Source organism: Pseudomonas sp. Irchel s3a10 (genome assembly GCF_900187525.1).
Lineage (GTDB): Bacteria > Pseudomonadota > Gammaproteobacteria > Pseudomonadales > Pseudomonadaceae > Aquipseudomonas > Aquipseudomonas koreensis_G.
Genome location: NZ_FYDR01000001.1, coordinates 168,212 through 188,791, shown reverse-complemented (window position 1 = coordinate 188,791; position 20,580 = coordinate 168,212). Strand labels below are relative to the sequence as shown.

13 protein-coding genes are annotated in these 20,580 nt (G+C 60.0%); 7 read left to right on the top strand and 6 right to left on the bottom strand.

Features of this window, described 5'->3' with window-relative positions; genetic code table 11:
- Window positions 1-101: 101 nt before the first annotated feature.
- Window positions 102-4,313 (top strand): hypothetical protein, encoded by a 4,212-nt coding sequence (locus CKW11_RS00910; protein WP_095135584.1) that lies wholly within the window; start codon window positions 102-104, stop codon window positions 4,311-4,313.
- A 92-nt stretch (window positions 4,314-4,405) separates the two neighbouring features.
- Here the strand turns inward: CKW11_RS00910 and CKW11_RS00905 are convergent, their stop codons facing one another.
- Window positions 4,406-4,765 carry a DUF6124 family protein gene (locus CKW11_RS00905; RefSeq protein WP_095135582.1) on the bottom strand — a complete coding sequence of 120 codons (360 nt, stop codon included), beginning with the start codon at window positions 4,763-4,765 and terminating at the stop codon, window positions 4,406-4,408.
- A 141-nt stretch (window positions 4,766-4,906) separates the two neighbouring features.
- A complete protein-coding gene (locus tag CKW11_RS00900; RefSeq protein ID WP_095135580.1) occupies window positions 4,907-5,278 on the bottom strand; it encodes a DUF6124 family protein in 372 nt (123 codons plus the stop codon).
- A 704-nt stretch (window positions 5,279-5,982) separates the two neighbouring features.
- Here CKW11_RS00900 and CKW11_RS00895 point away from each other — a divergent pair.
- Both CKW11_RS00895 and CKW11_RS00890 read left to right on the top strand, forming a co-directional pair.
- The gene (locus CKW11_RS00895) at window positions 5,983-6,765 is read left to right on the top strand and encodes an endonuclease/exonuclease/phosphatase family protein (RefSeq protein WP_007966768.1); all 783 of its coding nucleotides are present in this window, start codon (window positions 5,983-5,985) and stop codon (window positions 6,763-6,765) included.
- A 268-nt stretch (window positions 6,766-7,033) separates the two neighbouring features.
- Window positions 7,034-8,104, top strand: a complete 1,071-nt coding sequence (locus CKW11_RS00890; RefSeq protein WP_095135578.1) for an autotransporter outer membrane beta-barrel domain-containing protein — start codon at window positions 7,034-7,036, stop codon at window positions 8,102-8,104.
- A 129-nt stretch (window positions 8,105-8,233) separates the two neighbouring features.
- Here the strand turns inward: CKW11_RS00890 and glgB are convergent, their stop codons facing one another.
- From glgB to CKW11_RS00875, 3 genes are all read right to left on the bottom strand, one after another.
- Window positions 8,234-10,465, bottom strand: a complete 2,232-nt coding sequence (gene glgB / locus CKW11_RS00885; protein WP_095135576.1) for a 1,4-alpha-glucan branching protein GlgB — start codon at window positions 10,463-10,465, stop codon at window positions 8,234-8,236.
- 2 nt (window positions 10,466-10,467) lie between these two features.
- Window positions 10,468-13,809 (bottom strand): maltose alpha-D-glucosyltransferase, encoded by a 3,342-nt coding sequence (gene treS / locus CKW11_RS00880; protein WP_095135574.1) that lies wholly within the window; start codon window positions 13,807-13,809, stop codon window positions 10,468-10,470.
- 183 nt (window positions 13,810-13,992) lie between these two features.
- Window positions 13,993-15,990 carry an alpha-1,4-glucan--maltose-1-phosphate maltosyltransferase gene (locus CKW11_RS00875; RefSeq protein WP_095135572.1) on the bottom strand — a complete coding sequence of 666 codons (1,998 nt, stop codon included), beginning with the start codon at window positions 15,988-15,990 and terminating at the stop codon, window positions 13,993-13,995.
- Window positions 15,991-16,207: 217 nt separating this feature from the next.
- Here CKW11_RS00875 and CKW11_RS28615 point away from each other — a divergent pair, with 217 nt between their 5' ends.
- Window positions 16,208-16,366 (top strand): hypothetical protein, encoded by a 159-nt coding sequence (locus tag CKW11_RS28615; protein ID WP_003224520.1) that lies wholly within the window; start codon window positions 16,208-16,210, stop codon window positions 16,364-16,366.
- 118 nt (window positions 16,367-16,484) lie between these two features.
- Here CKW11_RS28615 and CKW11_RS00870 read toward each other — a convergent pair whose 3' ends face one another.
- On the bottom strand, window positions 16,485-16,997 hold the full coding sequence (locus tag CKW11_RS00870) for an MgtC/SapB family protein (protein WP_095135570.1): 513 nt from the start codon (window positions 16,995-16,997) through the stop codon (window positions 16,485-16,487).
- Between the two features lie 124 nt (window positions 16,998-17,121).
- On the opposite strand from CKW11_RS00870, the gene CKW11_RS00865 reads away from it, so the two are divergent.
- The 3 genes from CKW11_RS00865 (at window position 17,122) to mapR (ending at window position 20,575) form a co-directional block, all read left to right on the top strand.
- Entirely contained in the window at window positions 17,122-17,370 is a 249-nt protein-coding gene (locus tag CKW11_RS00865; protein ID WP_095135567.1) for a DUF3203 family protein, read from the top strand.
- Between the two features lie 195 nt (window positions 17,371-17,565).
- Window positions 17,566-18,996, top strand: a complete 1,431-nt coding sequence (ccoG, locus tag CKW11_RS00860) for a cytochrome c oxidase accessory protein CcoG (RefSeq protein ID WP_095136744.1) — start codon at window positions 17,566-17,568, stop codon at window positions 18,994-18,996.
- Between the two features lie 169 nt (window positions 18,997-19,165).
- Window positions 19,166-20,575 (top strand): GntR family transcriptional regulator MpaR, encoded by a 1,410-nt coding sequence (mapR, locus tag CKW11_RS00855; RefSeq protein WP_095135565.1) that lies wholly within the window; start codon window positions 19,166-19,168, stop codon window positions 20,573-20,575.
- Window positions 20,576-20,580: the final 5 nt, after the last annotated feature.

Below are 20,580 nucleotides of genomic sequence, written 5' to 3'. Positions count from 1 at the left end.
CGTCCCTACCTGTAATTTCTGACAGTAGCCACAGCCGTCATCTTCAGCGCTGAATAACTCCATGCCCTTTGTCTTCCGACAGTTCGCTTGGAGTTCCGTCCATGCTCGTTCAGCCCAAGATGAAAATCTCTGCCCCCCATTCACTGCTGGACCCGATAGTACTCGGACGCCTCCTGCCTTCCGGCCAGTGGGGGATCAACCGGGCGGCGGTATTCACTTTTCCCGACCTCGGACTGCTTGTGGTCATCCCCATCTGGGCCACCAAGGCTGTTGGAGATACCGTCAAGCTGCTGCTCAATGACCGTGAGGTCGACGGGCGCCCCATCATTGACGAGGCCGAGCTCAAGCAACCGACCCTCTTGTGGGTGGCTCCCCGTCATCTGCAGACAGGTCCTTACCAACTCACCTACGAAATCAAACAGCCCAATCAAAAAGAAGAGCGTCCGGACAAGCCCCTCAACCTCTTCGTCAAACTGGAACTCCCCGCTGGCCAGGACATCGACCCGGGCCCTGGTCACTCCAACCTGTACATGTACATTCCCCCGGCAATCGTCAACGGCGGTGTGGACAAAGACGTTGCCGAAGCGGGAGTGCCGATTGTCATCAGGTCCGAGTCTGGCAGCGGCTTGCCTTACCCCGACATTGCGGAGGGCGACGTCATTCATCTCAGTTGGGGGGGCTTTTTTGAGTATTCCACACCGGTGACCCTGGAGCAGATCAACGATCCAGCGGCAAACCCGATATTAATCACGGTCTCCAAAGCCACTATTAAAGAGGCTGGTGACACCGACCTCTTCGGTCTGGCGGTCACCTTCAAAGTGCGCGACATCGTCGGCAATGAATCGGAAGACTGGTGCAAGGCAACCCGCATCGTCGTCACCACCGGCATCGACCTGCTGGCCGCACCGATTGTTCAGGAGGCTGTCAATAATGAACTCGACGCCGATAAACAGGGCGATAACGACATCACGGTGCATGTCACGGCCACCCGGCCAGACTTCGAGATGGATGACATCATTCACTTGACCATGCTCGGCACCACCCTGGAGGGCGAAAAAGTCGAAGTCACCGCCCTGCCCCAGACCGTCGACAATATCCCGCATAACTACGAGTTCAAGCTGTCCATTGCGGCCGTGCGTAAACTGGTCAATACCCAGGTCAGTTTCTTCTATCGGCTGGAACGCAGCGGCAGCAGTGACCCGTTACGCTCAAAAGGGCAGTTTGTACAAGTCACCGGCGCAGCCCACCGCCTGGCCGCACCGATCATCGAAGAAGCCGAGGGTGACTTCATCGATCCCACGAAGACCCCCATCAACGTCCGCATTCCGTTCGATCCGGCCATCGAGTACGGCATGGGCATTGAGCTGTTCCTGTTGGGTAAACGTCCGGACGGCAGCACCTTCCTGCCTGAGTTGGAGTGGCACATTCCGGAGGAGGATGAAGTCGAGAATCCCGAAGGTTTTGTCATCACCGTCGATGACTACAACCTCAAGCTCCTTGACGGCGGAACCCTGAAGGGGTGGTACGACCTGCTGATAGCCGAAGGCGACGAGATCCTCAGACGGGAGTCGGTGCACACGAAATTGCTCAATGTGGGTGAACCGAAATTCGAGCTGGACGCCCCCATTGTCCTCGGGGTGGCGAACGGCTTCCTCGACCCGGCCACACTGCCCGGCGGTACCAGTAGACTGACCATCCCCAGGCCTGTGGTGAAGCCATGGGTAGCCAACGACGAGGCCACCTGGAAGTGGGTGGGCGACATCTCCGGCGAGGAACCCGGGTCCCGCACATTCAATGCCGTAACCGCCCAGCAAGACTGGGTCATCAACCTGGACGCCGCCTTCGTCGCCCAACACATCGAACCGAACCGCGGCAGCAAGATCACCGTCCGCTACCAGCTCTGGCGCCATGCCACAAATGAGACCAGCCTCTCGAATCCATTGGTGTTCACCGTGGGCGTCGCGCTGGAACTGCTCGCCCCCTCGATCAAGGAAAACAACGGCGACAGCGCACTCAACCCGCTGCTGGTCAGGGACACCTTGACCATCGTGGTGCCGGACAACAGCGCGCTGCTGCCAAACCATGCAATCAGCGTCACCTGGACTGGCGCTGACGGCACGCCGGCCGGCGGGTCGCATACCTCAGCGCCGCGCGCGGTAAGCGAAGGGCTTGAGTTTGCGATCCCGAATAGCGTGGTGGCGTTCAATCTGGGTAAGCAGGTAAAAATCTCCTACGTCGTCATCATTGATGGTCATCCAACACCGTCCCGGGTATTTGACCTGACGGTGCAAGCAATGCCGCAGAGCGCGCTGGCCAGCCCCACCATCGAGCAGGCCGACAACGACGGCGCCGGCCCGGAACTGCATACCGGCAACCTGACCCAAGCGTCCGTACGCATGGGTGACTGGCCGCTGATCGCCCTCAACCAATACGTCTGGTTGCGCCTGTGCGGGACCAATACCGACGGCAGCGCCTACCTGCGCGAGATCTGGAGCGCGCCGACGGCCTTCACCAATCCCGACTGGATTGCTGACCGGTTCTTCACTGTTTCGCTTCCAGCCGATGAGCTCAACGCTCTGCAGGATGGCAGCGGCCTGGAATTGGTGTTTAAAGCGGCGCTTGGTCAGAGCTCGGTGGAGAGTGAGGCGGTGGAGTTTCCAGTGCGCACTTATACGATCAAAGCGATTGAGGATGTGCGGCCAGAAATTACCCGTGTGGAAGACTCCAAAGGGGAAGAAATTCTCCCGGGCGCCACGACCGTTGACACTTCGATCACGCTTAAAGGGAAAGGGGCTAAAGGCCAGAAAGTCCAGATCAAGGACGGCACCATCGAGATAGGCATTGCCGACGTCGATCCACAGAGTGGTGACTGGGAGTTTCCGGTGACGGGGCTGGCCCTTGTCTCCCATAGTTTCACCGCCACTGCCCAGTACGGCAATGGGCAGATATCGGATCCGTGGGTCGTGGTCGTGACCGCTCCTACCGCGCCAACTATCACTCGGGTGGAAAACTCCAAAGGGGAAGAAATTCTCCCGGGCGCCACGACCGTTGACACCTCGATCAAGCTTAAAGGCAAAGGGGCTAAAGGCCAGAAAGTCCTGATCAAGGATGGCAATATCGAGATAGGCATTGCCGACATCGATCCACAGAGTGGTGACTGGGAGTTCCCGGTGACGGGGCTGAGCGCCGACACCCATAGTTTCACCGCTACTGCCCAGTATGGCGGTGGGGTTGAATCGGCTCCGCGGGTCGTCGTAGTGGTGGCTGCCGACACACCGGCCATCACATCAGTAAAAGACGAGAGCAACTGGAACATCCGCGAAAACGGTTACACCGTGCACACCAGCGTCACATTCACTGGCTCCGCGCCGGCCGGCCAGGAGGTGGAAGTTTTCCTCGGTGCGGTCTCCAAAGGCAAGGCCAAGGCAGAGAGCAACTCCATCTGGACCCGTACCGTGAGCGGGTTATCGCTGGACGTGTTGCATACCTTCAAGGCCATTGGTCAATACGCAAATAACCCGCCGTCGAATACCTGGCGCCTGACCGTTTTGAATGGGGCCGTGCCGGCCATCACCGGTGCGGAGGATTCCAAAGGTCAGCCAATCAGCAATGGTGGAAGCACCGGTGACACCACTGTTCGTCTGAGGGGGACGGCGACTAAGTATCTTGAGGTGGAAATTTTTGACGGTAACAGCTCCACTGGCAAAAGGGTCGAGGCCGATGGGAATGGCATATGGATGGTTGAATTGACCGGGCTGACGCGTACGAAGCATGTGTTCAAAGCCAAGGCGTTGTATGGCAGCGGGACGGAGTCGGGGGAGTGGACTGTGACCGTAGACGCTCCCGCGTTCATCGTCGAAGACTTTCAGTCATATCCCGTCCAGTTTCTCGAACCAGGGGAGTCCATTCAGGGGTTGCACACCAAACTAACGCTTATTACAACGATCGGGGAACACGGGAGTGTTGGTGTGATCTCTTCTCTCCGGGCAATGCGGGCCGTTCTGATTGCTGGGTATGATCCAGGCACACTTAAGTACTCCTTGGCACTAAGACATGAAATTGCCAAGAGTGCGACAATCAAAGGCAGGTACCGAATGCATACGAATGGTCGCATCCAACTTGAGTTTCTTAAGAACAATTTGGTGATGTCCACAATAGAGTTCTTCGAAGGCATCAATCCCCAACTTGATTTTGAGAGGGTCGTTGCCCCAAGCAACGGACAAGCGTTCGATACACTCAGGTTCGTGATGACGAATGTGCCGTCTCAGCATCTCAATTCTCTTGATATTTATACGGTTGCTTTCAGAAACTGAAAAACGTCTGTGGTTTCAAAACGCCGGTGAAACAGGCGCGACTTAACAATCGGAGTACCAGGGGACGGACTCATTAATCCGTCCTCTGGCGCCTATTCCTTTGGCACCACATTATCCAGCGCCTGATTCACCGCCAACTCCCCCAGCATCACCACCTGCGCAATGCCCAACACCGTATTACGACTCGGCCCCTCCAGCGTCCCGGCGAAATCGCCGAGCATGACCGTGGCCGAGGCCAGGGATTCGCAGGCGTTAGCCAGCAGGGATTCGGTGTCGGTTTGTGGGTTGACCAGGAACATGCTGCTGGGGGTGTAGGGTGTGGCCATGATTTGCGCGGGCGCGAGGTAGTGGTCAAGGGCGCGTTCGGCGGCTTCGTGGAGTTTTCTTGAGTTGAGGGATTCGTAGGGTGATAGCGGGTCTGTGACTGGCGGATTGGGTTGGGTTTCGGGCATCAGATGGAACTCCGATCGAGGTACTTTGAAAGAATGACTTCATGTAGGAGCTGCCGAAGGCTGCGATCTTTTGATGTTGCTTTTAAAGATCAAGATCAAAAGATCGCAGCCTTCGGCAGCTCCTACAGGGGGACCGGGCAGTTAGTTCGGCACGCGGCGGCTGTCCAGCACCCGGTTGACCATCAGTTCACTGAGCATGATCACCTGATGCAGCATCAGCATCGCCCGGCGCTGTGGGTTGTCGATGGAGTCGCCGATATCTCGGGCCATATCGCTGGCAGCGGCCAGGGATTCGCAGGCTTCGACGAGCAACGTTTCTTCGTCCACGGTGGGGTCGATGAGGAAGATTCTGTTCGATTGGCGTGACGAGGCTGAAGGGATCGAGATCTTCAGTGCGCCGGGGTTGAGGTAGAAGTTGATGGCGCGGTCGGTTGCCGCTTTTATCTTCTGCGGGTCGAGGGCTGGGTCGTACGGGATCGAGGTGTCCGGGGGGTTAGGTGTGGCTTTGAACATAAATATCTAATTCCTGATTGAGGGCCGCGACCGTTCTCTACTAAAAGAAGGGTGGCGGCTGTGCACAGGTTAGTAGACCGGAGGAATTAGCAAGACCGGCGCGCTCGAGAGCGCCCTGCGCACAACCACCATCGAAGTGCAGGCAATAGATACGCCTGGCTCAATGGGACTCATGCACTTACTAAAACCATACGGGCTACTAAACCCAACCACCGATGGGCAGTGGCAGGGAAACGATATAGCGCAGGGTATGGTCGTGTAAGCCGGCGGATTCTGGCGTACACGTAGGTAACGGCGCAAGGCGTTGTAGCCGTTATGGCGTAACGGTTCGTGTACTTTAAACGTGGTTGCGGGGTTATGTTTATGTGCGGGGTTTGCTCTGTTGTTTTGATTTTGTCTGATAGGCCGCCTTCGCGAGCAAGTCGAATCGTCGCACCGCCGCTCCCACAGTTGGAATGCTTGCATTCAGTGGGAGGTTGGTCGGCTTGTGAGCCGTCATCGCTGGCAAGCCAGCTCCCACAATTTGACCGAGTGCATTCAGTCGGAGATTGGTCGATCGGGAGACCGCTTTCGCGAGCAAGCTCGCTCCCACAGGTTTCCTGGCGGCTCTGGTGATTTGCATTACGGCCTGAGGCATCTGGAAGGAACTGCTCGCTCACAGACCAGTCGCATGAACAGGAAGCCGTTTTTTCAGAGGAGTGAACGTGTCCAGCGATCCCAAGCGTCACGCCGTAGACGCACCCGTCATCCATCGCCTGCGCGTGCTGACGGTCAACACTCACAAGGGTTTTACCGCCCTCAACCGGCGCTTCATCCTGCCGGAACTGCGCGAAGCGGTGCGCAGCACCTCGGCCGATCTGGTGTTTCTGCAGGAGGTGGTGGGCGAACACGAGCGACATTCCAATCGTTACCAGGAATGGCCGCAAACCTCGCAATACGAATTTCTTGCCGACAGCATGTGGAGCGACTTTGCCTACGGGCGCAACGCGGTGTACCCCGATGGTCATCATGGCAATGCCCTGCTGTCGAAATACCCGATTCGCGAATACCGCAACCTTGACGTATCGATCACCGGCCCCGAGCGCAGAGGCCTGCTGCACTGCGTGCTGGACGTACCGGGCCACGCCGAAGTCCACGCGATCTGCGTGCACCTGAGTCTGCTGGAAAGCCACCGCCAATTGCAGTTGCAGTTGCTTTGCCAGTTGCTCGAATCATTGCCCGACGATGCACCAGTGATCATTGCCGGCGACTTCAACGACTGGCAGTTGCAGGGCAATGTCGCCCTCGCCCGCCGCGATTACCTGCACGAAGCCTTCGAACGCCACCACGGCCGCCCGGCCAAGACCTACCCCGCGCGTTTTCCACTGCTGCGCCTGGACCGCATTTACCTGCGAAATGCCAGCAGCCACGACCCGCAGATCCTCGGCAACAAGCCGTGGACGCACTTGTCGGACCATTTGCCGCTGGCGGTCGAAGTGCATTTGTGAGCACAGACAACGACTTAGATATGTGCAGAAAAACAAACACTTGCAGCGCCTGATTTAGCTGTACCGCTCATCGTTCAGTTTCTTGACGCATGGGCATCACTCTTCTTATCTCTACCTTACTACCCCCGGAATCACTAACCGGGGCGACCCTTCCGGCACTCGCGAAATCGAGCGCCGCGGTTCGCCCCGCCCCATTCGGTCGCCCCTCGTTCGGGGTAGGAGAGACGCCAGAAAAGAGAGCCCGCATGCGCTTGCAAGGTAGACCTCCATGAAAAGCTCATTCACCCCGCAAGAAATCAAAGTGACGTTTTGCACAGTGTCGAGTTCGATTCTGCTGTGCTCATCCATGGAGGCGCAGGCCGGTCCTGCAGCGGATGAAACCACCCCCTGGTATCGCCAGGACGTGCCCGTCCTGACCCTGCCGGTGACCGTTATTACCCCCGGGCCCCAACGCCTGAGTCCCCGTCCCGATCTGCGCGGCGCCGACCTGATCACCGAGGATCTGGCACCGGTGGCCTGGGATCAGTTGTACGGGCAAAGCGCTCGGCGAGCGCAAACCGACGTGCTGTCACCAGGTTTTGCCACCCCCGGCAACGGCGACTTCAAAGGCGCGCCAGTAATCACCGTGCAAAGCGCCGGCGGCCAGACTCAGACCCTCGGTCTGATTGGCGGATACAACCAGATCCAGGCCAACAGCGGTGGCCCGATCAACAGCCGCGCCCTCGCCGACCCGGCCGCCGACACTCTGAACCTGCAAGGACAGAGCCTCGGCGCTTATTACCGCCTGACTGGCGCGCAAGGCTGGCATGTCGACCTGACGGCCAGCGGTGGCCGGGTCAGCGGTTTCAGTCGCAACGAACAAGGCGTGCGCCAGGCCACCGAAGGCAGTGCGATGACCTTCTCGGTCGAAGGTGGGTATCCGATCGGCCTGGGCGGCAACTGGGTGGTTGAACCCCAGGCGCAACTGATCAATCAGCGCATCACCCTCGACACGCCGTACGCGGGCTCCGGCAATGCGTCGTCATCGGATCTGTCGGCGTGGAGCGGCCGCGTCGGCGCCCGCCTCAAAGGTAGCTACGATGTGAACGGTCTGCCCGTGGAACCCTACGTGCGCACCAACCTCTGGCACACGGTGTATACCGGCAACACGGTGACTCTGGATCAGGTCGACAAAATCAGCAGCAGCCGCAAATCATCGACGGTCGAATTAGGGCTCGGATTGGTGGCGCGGGTGACGCCGGCGGTCAGCCTGTATGTCAGCGCCGATTACAGCAGTGATGTGGATGACAATGACTTGAACGGGTTGATTGGCAGCCTGGGGGTGCGGATGCGTTGGTGATTTCGGATCACCCAGGATCACTGTGGGAGCGAGCTTGCTCGCGAAAGCGGCTGAACATTCAACATCATCGTTGACTGACATATCGCCTTCGCGAGCAAGCTCACTCCCACAGGGTTAGCGGTGTCTGGATCAACCCTCCGGCTTGAGAATCAACACCGCCAGCGGCGGCAGATTCAGCTCCAGCGACAGCGACTGGCCATGGCTCGGCACCTCTTCGGTAAACGCCCCGCCGCCATTGCCATAATTGGACCCGGCGTAGGTGTCGGCATCGCTGTTGAGCAGCTCGTTCCAGCGCCCGGCGAACGGCACGCCGACCCGGTACGACTGACGCGGCACCGGAGTGAAGTTGGCCACCACCAGCACCGGTTTGCCGTCCTTGCTCCAGCGCAGCCACGCGTACACGCTGTTGATCGCGTCATCGCCGATCAACCACTGGAAGCCCTGCGGCGCATCGTCCTGATCGTGCAGCGCCGGTTCCTCGCGGTACAAGCGGTTGAGGTCGCCGACCAGTTTCTGCACGCCTTTGTGTTCCGAGTATTGCAGCAGGTACCAGTCCAGCTGCTGATCGTGATTCCACTCGCGCCACTGGCCGAATTCGCAACCCATGAACAACAGCTTCTTGCCCGGATGGGTCCACATGAAACTCAGATAGGCGCGCAGGTTGGCGAATTTCTGCCAGCGGTCGCCGGGCATCTTGTCGATCAGCGAGTGCTTGCCGTGCACCACTTCGTCGTGGGAGATCGGCAGGATGAAGCGCTCGGACCAGGCGTAGACCAGACCGAAACTCAATTCGTTGTGGTGATGCGCACGGTACACCGGATCCTGCTGGATGTAGTGCAGCGAGTCGTGCATCCAGCCCATGTTCCATTTGTAGGCGAAACCGAGACCGCCCTGCTGGGTGCTCTGGCTGACGCCCGGCCATGCGGTGGATTCCTCGGCGATCACCAGCGCTCCCGGGGCCTCCAGCTCGACCACGTCATTCAAGTGACGAAGGAAATCGATTGCCTCCAGATTCTCGCGCCCGCCGTGACGGTTCGGCACCCATTCGCCGGCCTTGCGCGAATAGTCGCGATACAGCATCGAGGCCACCGCATCGACGCGCAGACCGTCAATGTGGAAATGCTTCAACCAATGCAACGCTGACGCCAGCATGTAGCCGTGCACTTCGGTGCGGCCCAGGTTGTAAATCAGCGTGTCCCAATCCTGGTGAAAGCCTTCCAGCGGGTTGCCATATTCGTACAGCGCGGTGCCGTCGAACTGCGCCAGGCCATGGGTATCGGTAGGGAAATGCGCTGGCACCCAGTCGAGGATCACGCCGATATCGGCGCGGTGACAGGCGTCGACGAACTCACCGAATTGCTCCGGCGTGCCGTAACGGGCGCTCGGGGCGAATTGCGAGAGCAACTGATAACCCCATGAGCCGCCAAACGGGTGCTCCATGATCGGCATCAATTCGATATGAGTGAAACCCAGTTCCTTGACGTAAGGGATCAGCCGTTCGGCCAGTTCCGGCCAGGTGTACTGGCGGGCGACTTCGCCCAGATCGTCCAGTTCGCACTGCCACGAGCCGGCATGCAATTCGTAGATCGACAGCGGCGCTGAATGCTTCTGCCGTTCGCGACGGCCGTTCATCCAGTCCTGATCCTGCCAGTTGATCTGCAGCGGTGCGGCGACTTTCGACGCGGTGTCCGGCGGCAGGCTGGTGGCCAGGGCCATCGGGTCGGCCTTCAACGGCAAGATGCCGTGAGCGCCGAGGATTTCGTACTTGTACAACTCCCCTGCTTGCAGGCGCGGAATGAACAACTCCCAGACCCCGGACGGATGGCGCAAGCGCATCGGATGACGACGACCGTCCCACACGTTGAAATCGCCGACCACCGACACTCGGCGAGCATTCGGCGCCCACACGGCAAAACGCACACCGTCGACGCCATCGACCGTGGTCAGTTGTGCGCCGAGGCAACTGCTGAGGTCGCGATGATTGCCTTCGGCGAACAGATACAAATCCATTTCGCCGAGCAACTGGCCAAAGCTGTAGGGATCTTCCGCGACCTGTTCGCCGCCGGCCCAACGAGTACGCAGCAGATACGGCCGCGCCTGATCGAAGTGACCGACAAACAGCCCCGGTGTTTCGGTGGCTTGCAGTTCGCCGCGCTCTTCACCGCTGTCCTTGTCCAGCACTTCGACTTTCAACGCACCCGGCAGATAGGCGCGGATGAACTGCCCACCGGCACCATCACCGTGCGGGCCGAGAATGGAAAACGGGTCGTGGTGTTCAGCGCGCACCAGGGCGTCGATGTCCCGCGCCGCCGGCAATAACGCTTCTTTAGCGTGACCCTGTTCCTTGTTCGAGAAACTCATGACTACTCTCCACCAAGATCGGAAAAGGGTTTAAGCCCCGTCAATAACCCATACAAACCGTGCAACGGCACGGGCAGCCACGTGGGGCGATTTTCGGCTTCATAGGCCACTTCATAGGCCGCCTTCTCCAGGCCGAACAGCGCAAGCGCAGCGTCGGCACCTGCAGGATCCTGCCAGGCATGATCAAGACTAGCTGCCGCTTGGCGATACGCCTGAACAAATGCCTCGCGCGCCTCACGCAGATAGCGCTCGGCAACCCGATGCCGGGCCGCTTCCGACTCTGGACTGTGATCGACGTTGTGCACGTTGATCGTCATCGCCGCCGCGTAATCGAAGGAGCGCAGCACACCACTGACGTCCTTGTACGGACTGTGTTTGCCGCGCCGTTCGTGCAGCGGCCGCGCCGGTTCACCCTCGAAATCGATCAGATAGGCATCGCCCTTGATCACCAGCACCTGACCCAGGTGCAGGTCGCCGTGGACGCGAATCCGCAAGCCGCCCACGGCTTTCTGCGCGAGTTCCTGCACATGGCCGAGGATGACTTTTTTGTTGTCGAGCAGCCGCGCGACCATTTTCTGATCCGCCGCGCTCAGATGACTCTGATGCTGCTTGAGCAGCTTCAACGCATGCTCGACCTGCGCCGCAACGTCCTTGCCAGTGGCTTGGGCGTCCTTGGCGCTGGTGGTTTGCGGGGCGAAGTCGGCGTTGTCGCTTGGAGCCGCCAGCACTTGGTGCATTTCGCCCAGACGCTGGCCGAGCATGCCGGCAAAGTCCTTCAGCTCGCCGAGGGCGTTGTAATGCTGTTCCTGCTCGGACATCGCGTCCGCCAGTTCATCACGCAACGCTCGTTCGAGGTTGTTCTGCGTCCATTCCCAGGCATCGCCCTGATTGCTCAGATAGCCTTGGGCGATCATCAGTAGATTGTCTTCGCCAGCGGCGTCGCGGCGGATCACCGAGCCGAGCAGCGGTGAGATGTTGGCGAAACCGGCCTCGGTCAGGTACGCGCTCATTTCCAGTTCCGGGTGTACACCCGAGGCGACCTTGCGGATCAGCTTCAGCACCAGACTGTTGCCGATCACCACCGAACTGTTCGATTGCTCGGCCGACAGATAACGCACCTCGGATTCGGCGCCGAGGCCGAGTTTTTCCAGTTGCGCGGTCGGCGCGAAACGAATCTCGCCCTGTTCGGAATTGAGCACGGTGTTGCTCTGCATGCCTTGCAGCACCGCGTGCACGAACGTTTCGAGGCTGAACGCATCAGTGATCAGACCGACCTGACGCCCGCGACGAACCCGGGACAACGCCAGTTGCTGCGGCAACGCCGGCCCGACCTGATCTTCGGCGATGAAGCCGAACGGTAGTTGATAGCGGCTGGTCTGCCCGGCGCTGGTGACTTCGATCTCGCTGAGCAGCACCGGATGCTGCGCATCGCCGAAGCGCACGCCGTAGGCCAGATTGACCTGCTCGATGGCCGCGTCCTTGCCGGCGAACCAGCGGCGGTTCTGCAGCCAGCTCGGCAGGATGCTCTGCTCCAGGGTGTTGCGGGTCGGCGTTTCGAGCAGTTCTTCCATGCGTTTTTTCAGCACCAGGGTGGTGAAGTCCGGCAGGCTCTGCGCCGGTTCCACGTGCCAGCTCGGCATCTGGTTTTCCGCAGCGAGGGCGAACCAGTAGAAACCGTACGGCGCCAGGGTCAGCAGGAAATTCAACTGGCCGATCGGCGGGAACGCGTTACCACCGAGCATCTCCACCGGAACCATGCCGACGTAAGCCGACAGATCGAGTTCCGCCGCTTGCGCGCTGCGCGAGACGTTGGCCACGCAAAGAATGATTTCGTGTTTGCCGTCAGCGTCGGTGAACTCACGGGTGTAGGCCAGAATCCGTCGGTTGCTCGGCGAGAGCATCTTCAACGTGCCACGGCCGAACGCCTTGGACTGCTTGCGCACGGCGAGCATGCGTCGCGTCCAGTTGAGCAGCGAATGCGGATCGCCGGCCTGAGTCTCGACGTTGACGGAGAGATAACCGTATTGCGGGTCCATGATCGGCGGCAGCACCAGACTGGCCGGATCGGCGCGGGAGAAGCCGCCGTTGCGGTCGATCGACCATTGCATCGGCGTTCGCACACCATCGCGGTCGCCGAGGTAGATGTTGTCGCCCATGCCGATTTCGTCGCCGTAATACAGGGTCGGCGTGCCGGGCATCGACAGCAGCAGGCTGTTGAGCAACTCGACGCGGCGGCGATCTCGCTCCATCAACGGTGCCAGACGCCGACGAATGCCGAGGTTGATCCGCGCGCGGCGGTCAGCGGCGTAGTAATTCCACAGGTAGTCGCGCTCCTTGTCGGTGACCATCTCCAGCGTCAACTCATCGTGGTTGCGCAGGAAAATTGCCCACTGGCAGTTGGCCGGAATCTCGGGGGTTTGCCGCAGAATGTCGGTGATCGGGAAGCGATCTTCCTGGGCCAGCGCCATGTACATACGCGGCATCAGCGGGAAGTGAAAGGCCATGTGGCATTCGTCGCCATTGACGCCCTCGGCATCGGTGTCGCCGAAGTACAGCTGGGTGTCTTCCGGCCATTGGTTGGCCTCGGCCAGCAGCATGCGGTCGGGGTAATTCGCGTCGATCTCGGCCCGGATCTGCTTGAGGACGTCGTGGGTCTCGGGGAGGTTTTCGTTGTTGGTGCCGTCGCGTTCGATCAGGTACGGAATCGCGTCGAGACGCAGGCCGTCGATGCCCATGTCCAGCCAGTAACGCATCACCGACAGCACCGCTTTCATCACTTGCGGGTTGTCGAAATTGAGATCGGGCTGGTGCGAATAGAAACGGTGCCAGAAGTATTGGCCGGCGACCGGGTCCCAGGTCCAGTTGGACTTTTCGGTGTCGAGGAAGATGATCCGGGTGCCGTCGTATTTCTGGTCGTCATCCGACCACACATAAAAGTCGCGCGCCGCCGAACCGGGCTTGGCCTTGCGCGCCCGCTGGAACCACGGGTGCTGATCGGAGGTGTGGTTGATGACCAACTCGGTGATAACCCGCAAACCACGCTTGTGCGCCTCGGCGATGAAACGCTTGGCGTCGGCCATGGTCCCGTAATCGCTGTGTACGCCGCGGTATTCGGCGATGTCGTAACCGTCATCGCGACGTGGCGACGGATAGAACGGCAGTAGCCAGATGGTGTTGACGCCGAGTTCGGCGATGTAGTCGAGTTTGGCGATCAGGCCGGGAAAGTCGCCGATCCCGTCGTTGTTGGAGTCGAAAAACGATTTGACGTGAACTTGATAGATCACCGCATCCTTGTACCAGAGCGGGTCTTTGATAAAGGTGGCTGCCTTGGGTTTCTTCGCCATGTGAAACTCCTGTTCAATTCTGGAAAGCCACGCGGCTAATACCTGTGGCGAGGGAGCTTGCTCCCGCTGGGTTGCGAAGCAGCCCCATTGCATTTGTTCTGATGCACCGCGTTCACTTGGGTTACGACTGCTGCGCAGCCGAGCGGGAGCAAGCTCCCTCGCCACAAGGTTCTGTGCACGACCTTATGCGGCAGTAATCCGCCAGATCCCGAACGGCTGGTACGCCGGGTCGATGCGCATGAACTGGTACTTGCCATGCCAGTCCCAGCGATGCCCGTTCATCAAATCCTCACCGTGGGTGGTCGCGTCATCGGGCAAGCCCATTTCCCACAGCGGCAGTTCGAAATTGGCTTCCTGCACGTTATGCGGATCGAGGCTCACCGCCACCAGAATGAAATTGCTGCCGTCAAAGCTGCGCTTGCCGAAATACAGAATGTTGTCGTTCCACGCGTTGTAGATTTTCAACCCCAGGTGCGTGTGCAGCGCCGGGTTCTGCCGGCGGATGCGGTTGAGCTGGGCGATTTCGGCAATGATGTTGCCCGGCGCATTGAAGTCGCGGACGCGGATCTCGTACTTCTCCGAATCGAGATACTCCTCCTTGCCCGGCACCGGTGCCGCCTCACACAGCTCATAACCGGAATACATGCCCCACAGGCCCGACCCCATGGTCGCCAGCGCCGCGCGGATCAGAAACCCCGGCCGCCCCGACTCATGCAGGAACGCCGGGTTGATGTCCGGCGTGTTGACGAAGAAGTTCGGCCGGTAGCATTCACGCCACGGCGACTCGTTGAGTTCGGTGAAATAGGTCGCCAGCTCCGACTTGGTGTTGCGCCAGGTGAAATAGGTATAACTCTGGGAATAACCGACCTTGCCCAGACGCGCCATCATCGCCGGCGTGGTGAACGCCTCGGCGAGGAAGATCACCTCCGGGTGCAGCGCCCGCACATCGGCGATCAGCCATTGCCAGAACGGCAGCGGCTTGGTGTGCGGATTGTCGACGCGGAAGATTTTCACACCTTCGTTGACCCAGCCGACGACGATATCGCGCAGTTCCACCCAGAGGCTGGGGATCGCATCCGGCGCATAGAAGTCGACGTTGACGATGTCCTGGTATTTCTTCGGCGGGTTTTCCGCGTATTTGATCGTGCCGTCCGGGCGCCAGTTGAACCAGCCCGGATGCTGCTTGAGCCACGGGTGATCCTGAGAGCACTGAATGGCGAAATCGAGAGCGATTTCCAGGCCATGCTCAGCGGCGGCGGCGACCAACCGGCGGAAGTCTTCGCGGGTGCCGAGCTGCGAGTGAATCGCCTCATGGCCACCCTCCTCGCTGCCGATCGCGTACGGACTGCCCGGATCATCGGGACCTGCGGTCAGGGAATTGTTGCGGCCCTTGCGATGGGCGCGGCCGATCGGGTGGATCGGCGTGAAGTACAGCACGTCGAAACCCATGTCCTGAATCATCGGCAGGCGGGAGTGCACGTCGTTGAAAGTGCCGTGACGCTTGGGATCGTCGGTGATCGAGCGCGGAAACAGCTCGTACCAACTGGCGAATTCGGCCAGTTCCCGTTCGACATCCACCGGGAATTCAGCGCTCAGGCTCAGATAGGCGCGGTGATCGGCCTGCGCCATCAATTGCGCACTACGCGAGTGCAGAAACAGCGCCACCTGCTCGGTTTCGAGCAGGCCGGACAATTCATGATGCAAGGCAGCGAGTTCCTCGCTGAGCTGACCTTCGCTGCGTTCGGCGGCCTGCTGCACCATGCTGCGGCCTTCCTGCAGTTCGAGTGACACCGGGACGGCGGCGTTGTGCTTTTTCTCCAGTTCGTACTGGAAACTGGCGAAATGGTCGATCCACGCTTCGATGCAGTACAGGTAGCGCCCCTGGCGGTCGGGACGAAACTGCCCCTGCCAACTGTTATTGCCCAGCTCGCTCATCACCTCGCTGTGCCAGGACTCTTCGCCCTCGGCACGCCAGCGGATGCGCACGGCCAGCTTGTCGTGGCCGTCGGCAAAGACCTTGCTGGTGACGATCACGTCACGCTCGACGATCGACTTCACGGCAAACTGCCCGCCATCGAGGGTCGGCATGGTGTTTTCGATCACGATGCGCGGCAGCAGCAATGCCTGCGACAGCGGCATGTGCGGGTTGTAGCTCTGCTCTGAAGGTTTTTCAGCAGACATCGAGCATCTCTCCTTAACGCCCCAAGGACGCTCTTGTGCCGGAACAGTGTTCACAATGAGGCACCGGCCCCGACTTGAACTCACTTAGGTTCCGAGCGACCGGCGCGGGGAAAAGTTCACAGGGATTTGTCTGGACAGAAAAGCGGATCGAATTCATCACACGGTGGTCAATCCACTTAAGCACTTCTCACGCCATGTGCCACACGGAGGTCTACAGATGAACATCCCGATTCCGGCCGAAACGCCAGATCCGAACATCGACAAACCCACCCTGCCCGAGACCGAGCCGCAACCGATCCCCGAGCAGGAACCACCGGGCACCACGCCACCGCCGAAGGAAGAACCACCGACGACGATGCCCCCAGTAATCGTCTGAGCAGTGCCCCTCATCCTGTAGGAGCTGCCACAGGCTGCGATCTTTTGATCTTGTTTTTAAGAGCAAAATCAAAAGATCGCAGCCTTCGGCAGCTCCTACAGTAGTTAATCCAAGGTTGTTACAGGTGTGGTTTTTTCTCCCCTTCCTTCTCGAACAACCTGACCACCCGCGGCATCACACTGAAGATTCCCAGCGCCAGCAAGGTGCTGAGCAGCGCAGTGGCTTCCCTGCCCAACCCGGTCGCCACGCCGATCGCCGCCGTCATCCACAACCCGGCAGCCGTGGTCAGTCCTTTGACATGACCCTCATCGCCTGCCTGATTCTTCAGAATCGTCCCGGCACCGAGAAAGCCGATCCCGGCGATCACCCCCTGCAACACCCGGCTCATCGCATCGGATTCAGCCCCTGAGGTCTGCGGCACCAGCACAAACAGCGCCGCCCCCAACGCCACCAGCATGTGCGTGCGCACCCCGGCGGCCTTGCCCTTGTGCTCACGTTCGAAACCGAGAATCCCACCCAGCACCGCCGCCATCAGCAGGCGCACGGTGATGCGTGTCAATTGCGAGGCATCGCCGATGTCGGCGAACTCCGCTTGCAGCGTTTCCCACACTTCATGCCACCAGGCGTTCATTGCACCGTCCTTTCTTATTTGGTCGTTAGTGGATGGACAGCAGCGACCATTAATCAGTTGCGCAGAACGATTGGCAAAGCACGCGCCCTAACCTTTCAGGTACCCATGAAAAAAGGACAGCCTCATGCCCGTTCGAATCGATGAATCCAATCCCGAATCAAAAGTGTGTTTTTTCAGCGTCGAAAATGGTGAGGAAATTCGCATCTGCGACACGCTGGAAGTCAAAACCGATAGTGAAAAGGCCATGTCTTTTGTAGAGGTTGAAAACCGGCGCATCTACATCACCGAGGCAGAAGCCGACGCCTTGACCGTCGCCGGTGCGAAGGATGGGCGCAAGCACCTGAAGGCCGACGAGAGTGATTCGGTGATTTGACTGACCCTGATCAACATCCGGCGCAGACGCCTGCGATAGGCGTTTGCGCCTGCGCCTGCGGGCTGCTTCAAGTTGTCGCAGGATGTGTGCCCAGAGCCATCTGATACGCTTTTTATTAAAATAGCTGAGTCTGTTATGCAAACAGATCGGCGCTCATAGTTCGCTCGCCTGATGGAGGCTGATGAGCGAATGACCATGAGCGAACAAATCCCCGTCCGAACCGTAGAAGCAAGCCCCACCATAAAAAATGTGCCTGGTCGCCCGATGAAGGCGAAGGCCGGCTCCACCGACACGCAGATCCACACCCGCAGTTTCACCGGCCTGTTCCGCACCTTGCGCATCAGCGGCGCGGGCTTTCTGTTTCTGCTGTTCTTCGGCACCGTGTGGCTGAACTGGGGTGGCCGCCAGGCGGTGCTGTGGGACTTGGCCGAAAGCAAATTCCACATCTTTGGCGCGACCTTCTGGCCGCAGGATTTCATCCTGCTCTCGGCGCTGCTGATCATTGCCGCGTTCGGCCTGTTCGCCATCACCGTGTTCGCCGGCCGGGTCTGGTGCGGCTACACCTGCCCGCAGAGTTCGTGGACGTGGATCTTCATGTGGTGCGAGAAAGTCACCGAAGGCGAACGCAACCAGCGGATCAAACTGCAAGCCGCGCCCTGGGGCCTGAACAAACTGGCCCGGCGCGCCGCCAAGCACACCCTGTGGCTGGCGATCAGCGTGATGACCGGGCTGACCTTCGTCGGCTACTTCACGCCGATCCGCCCTCTGGCCGAAGAGCTGTTCACCCTGCAGATCGGCGGGGTCAGTCTGTTCTGGGTGCTGTTCTTCACCGCCGCCACTTACATCAACGCCGGTTGGCTGCGCGAAGCGGTGTGCATGCACATGTGCCCGTATGCGCGGTTCCAGAGCGTGATGTTCGACAAGGACACCCTGGCGATTTCCTACGACGTGGCCCGTGGCGAAAACCGTGGCCCGCGTAAACGTGATGTGAAGCCTGCCGAAGCGGGACTGGGCGATTGCATCGACTGCCAGTTGTGCGTGCAGGTATGTCCGACCGGCATCGACATCCGCGACGGCCTGCAGATGGAATGCATCGGCTGCGCGGCGTGCATCGACGCCTGTGATTCGATCATGGACAAAATGAATTACCCGCGCGGCCTGATCCGCTACAGTTCCGAGCGCGAATTGCAGGGTGGCAAGACCCATCTGCTGCGACCACGGCTGATCGGTTATGTCGCGGTGCTGCTGGTGATGATCGGCGCCCTTGCGCTGGCGTTGGTCGAGCGGCCCATGGTCTCGCTGGACGTGACCAAGGATCGCGGGCTGTTCCGCGAAAACGGTCAGGGCCAGATCGAGAACATCTACACCCTCAAGGTGATCAACAAGACCCAGCAGCGCCAGGACTACCACCTGAGCCTGGTGGACGGCGACGGTTTCCAGTTGCAGGGCAAGACCGAACTGAGCCTGGCGCCAGGGGAGATTGTCGATGTACCGGTGTCGGTAGCGATGACCACCGAGCGTCCGGCCAGCAGCTCGCAGACCTTGAGCTTCAAGATCGCCGACAGCGACGAGCCGCAGATTTATAGCGTGGCGAAAAGCAGGTTTGTGGCGCCGATGAATCGCTGAGCCTTTAAGATGCAGTCCTCTTTTTCACAATGCGATACCTGTGGCGAGGGAGCTTGCTCCCGCTTGAGTGCGCAGCACTCACAAGCTTTTGGGGCCGCTGCGCAGCCCAGCGGGAGCAAGCTCCCTCGCCACAACAAGCAATCCGAATTCAGTCCATCGCGGGATACCGATGAAACGCTACGAAAAATTCGCCGACGACATCGCTGAACTGATCCGCTCCGGCGTCCTCGGCCCCGGGCAACGGGTGCCGTCGGTGCGCTACGCCAGCCAGACTTACGGGGTCAGCCCGTCGACGGTGTTCCAGGCCTATTACCTGCTCGAACGTCGCGGCCTGATTCGCGCCCGGCCGCGCTCCGGCTACTTCGTCAACACCCATGCACCAAGTCCGTTCTCGGAGCCGGTGATCAGCAGCCACGTCAACGACTCCACCGAAGTTGACGTCAGCGAACTGGTGTTCTCGGTGCTGGAATCGATCAAGGATCCGAGCACCGTGCCCTTCGGCTCGGCGTTCCCCAGCCCGACCCTGTTCCCATTGCAACGGCTGTCACGTTCGCTGGCCAGTGCGGCGCGGGAGATGGACCCGCGCATGGTGGTCACCGACATGTCGCCGGGCAACCCGCAATTGCGCCGGCAGATCGCTCTGCGCTACATGGTCGGCGGGCTGATGCTGCCGATGGAAGAACTGCTGATCACCAACGGCGCCCTCGAAGCGCTGAACCTGTGCCTGCAAGCGGTGACCGAGCCGGGCGATCTGGTGGCCATCGAAGCCCCGGCGTTCTACGCCAGCCTGCAAGTGCTGGAGCGCTTGAAACTCAAAGCCGTGGAAATCCCCGTGCACCCGCGCGACGGTATCGACCTCAACGTGCTCGCACAGACCCTGGAACGGCACCCGGTCAAAGCCTGCTGGTGCATGACCAGTTTTCAGAACCCGATGGGCGCGACCATGCCCGAGGCGAAGAAACAGGAACTGGTCGAACTGCTGCGCCTGCATCAGGTGCCGCTGATCGAGGACGATGTCTACGCCGAACTCTATTACGGTCAGCAAGCGCCGAAACCGGCCAAGGCGTTCGACACCGAAGGGCTGGTGATGCACTGCGGTTCGTTCGCCAAGAGCCTGGCCCCCGGCTACCGCATCGGCTGGGTCGCTGCCGGGCGCTACGCACAGAAAATCGAACGACTGAAACTGATGACCTCGCTCTGCGCCTCAATGCCGGCGCAAGCGGCCATCGCCGACTACCTGCAACACGGCGGCTACGACCGTCACCTGCGCAAACTGCGCTATGCCCTGGAAGAACAGCAAAGCGCGATGCTCGCAGCGATCGCTCGGTATTTCCCGGCTCAGACCCGCGTCAGCCAGCCGGCCGGCGGCTACTTCCTGTGGCTGGAACTGCCACCGCAGATGGATTCGTTGAAGTTGTTTCAGATGGCATTGGCGCAGGGCATCAGCATCGCGCCGGGGCCGATCTTCTCGCCGACCCAGCGGTTCAGGAATTGTATTCGCCTGAACTACGGCAGCCCGTGGACCGAGGATTCGGAGAAGGCGATGGAGACGTTGGGGCGGATTGTGCGGTCGTTCTGACAGTT

Bases quoted from the DNA above. Each gene is read 5' to 3' on its own strand.
- CKW11_RS00910 (WP_095135584.1), top strand. From the start codon at position 102: ATGCTCGTTCAGCCCAAGATGAAAATCTCTGCCCCCCATTCACTGCTG.
- CKW11_RS00905 (WP_095135582.1), bottom strand. From the start codon at position 4,765: ATGCCCGAAACCCAACCCAATCCGCCAGTCACAGACCCGCTATCACCC.
- CKW11_RS00900 (WP_095135580.1), bottom strand. From the start codon at position 5,278: ATGTTCAAAGCCACACCTAACCCCCCGGACACCTCGATCCCGTACGAC.
- CKW11_RS00890 (WP_095135578.1), top strand. From the start codon at position 7,034: ATGAAAAGCTCATTCACCCCGCAAGAAATCAAAGTGACGTTTTGCACA.
- glgB (WP_095135576.1), bottom strand. From the start codon at position 10,465: ATGAGTTTCTCGAACAAGGAACAGGGTCACGCTAAAGAAGCGTTATTG.
- treS (WP_095135574.1), bottom strand. From the start codon at position 13,809: ATGGCGAAGAAACCCAAGGCAGCCACCTTTATCAAAGACCCGCTCTGG.
- CKW11_RS00875 (WP_095135572.1), bottom strand. From the start codon at position 15,990: ATGTCTGCTGAAAAACCTTCAGAGCAGAGCTACAACCCGCACATGCCG.
- CKW11_RS28615 (WP_003224520.1), top strand. From the start codon at position 16,208: ATGAACATCCCGATTCCGGCCGAAACGCCAGATCCGAACATCGACAAA.
- CKW11_RS00870 (WP_095135570.1), bottom strand. From the start codon at position 16,997: ATGAACGCCTGGTGGCATGAAGTGTGGGAAACGCTGCAAGCGGAGTTC.
- CKW11_RS00865 (WP_095135567.1), top strand. From the start codon at position 17,122: ATGCCCGTTCGAATCGATGAATCCAATCCCGAATCAAAAGTGTGTTTT.
- ccoG (WP_095136744.1), top strand. From the start codon at position 17,566: ATGAGCGAACAAATCCCCGTCCGAACCGTAGAAGCAAGCCCCACCATA.
- mapR (WP_095135565.1), top strand. From the start codon at position 19,166: ATGAAACGCTACGAAAAATTCGCCGACGACATCGCTGAACTGATCCGC.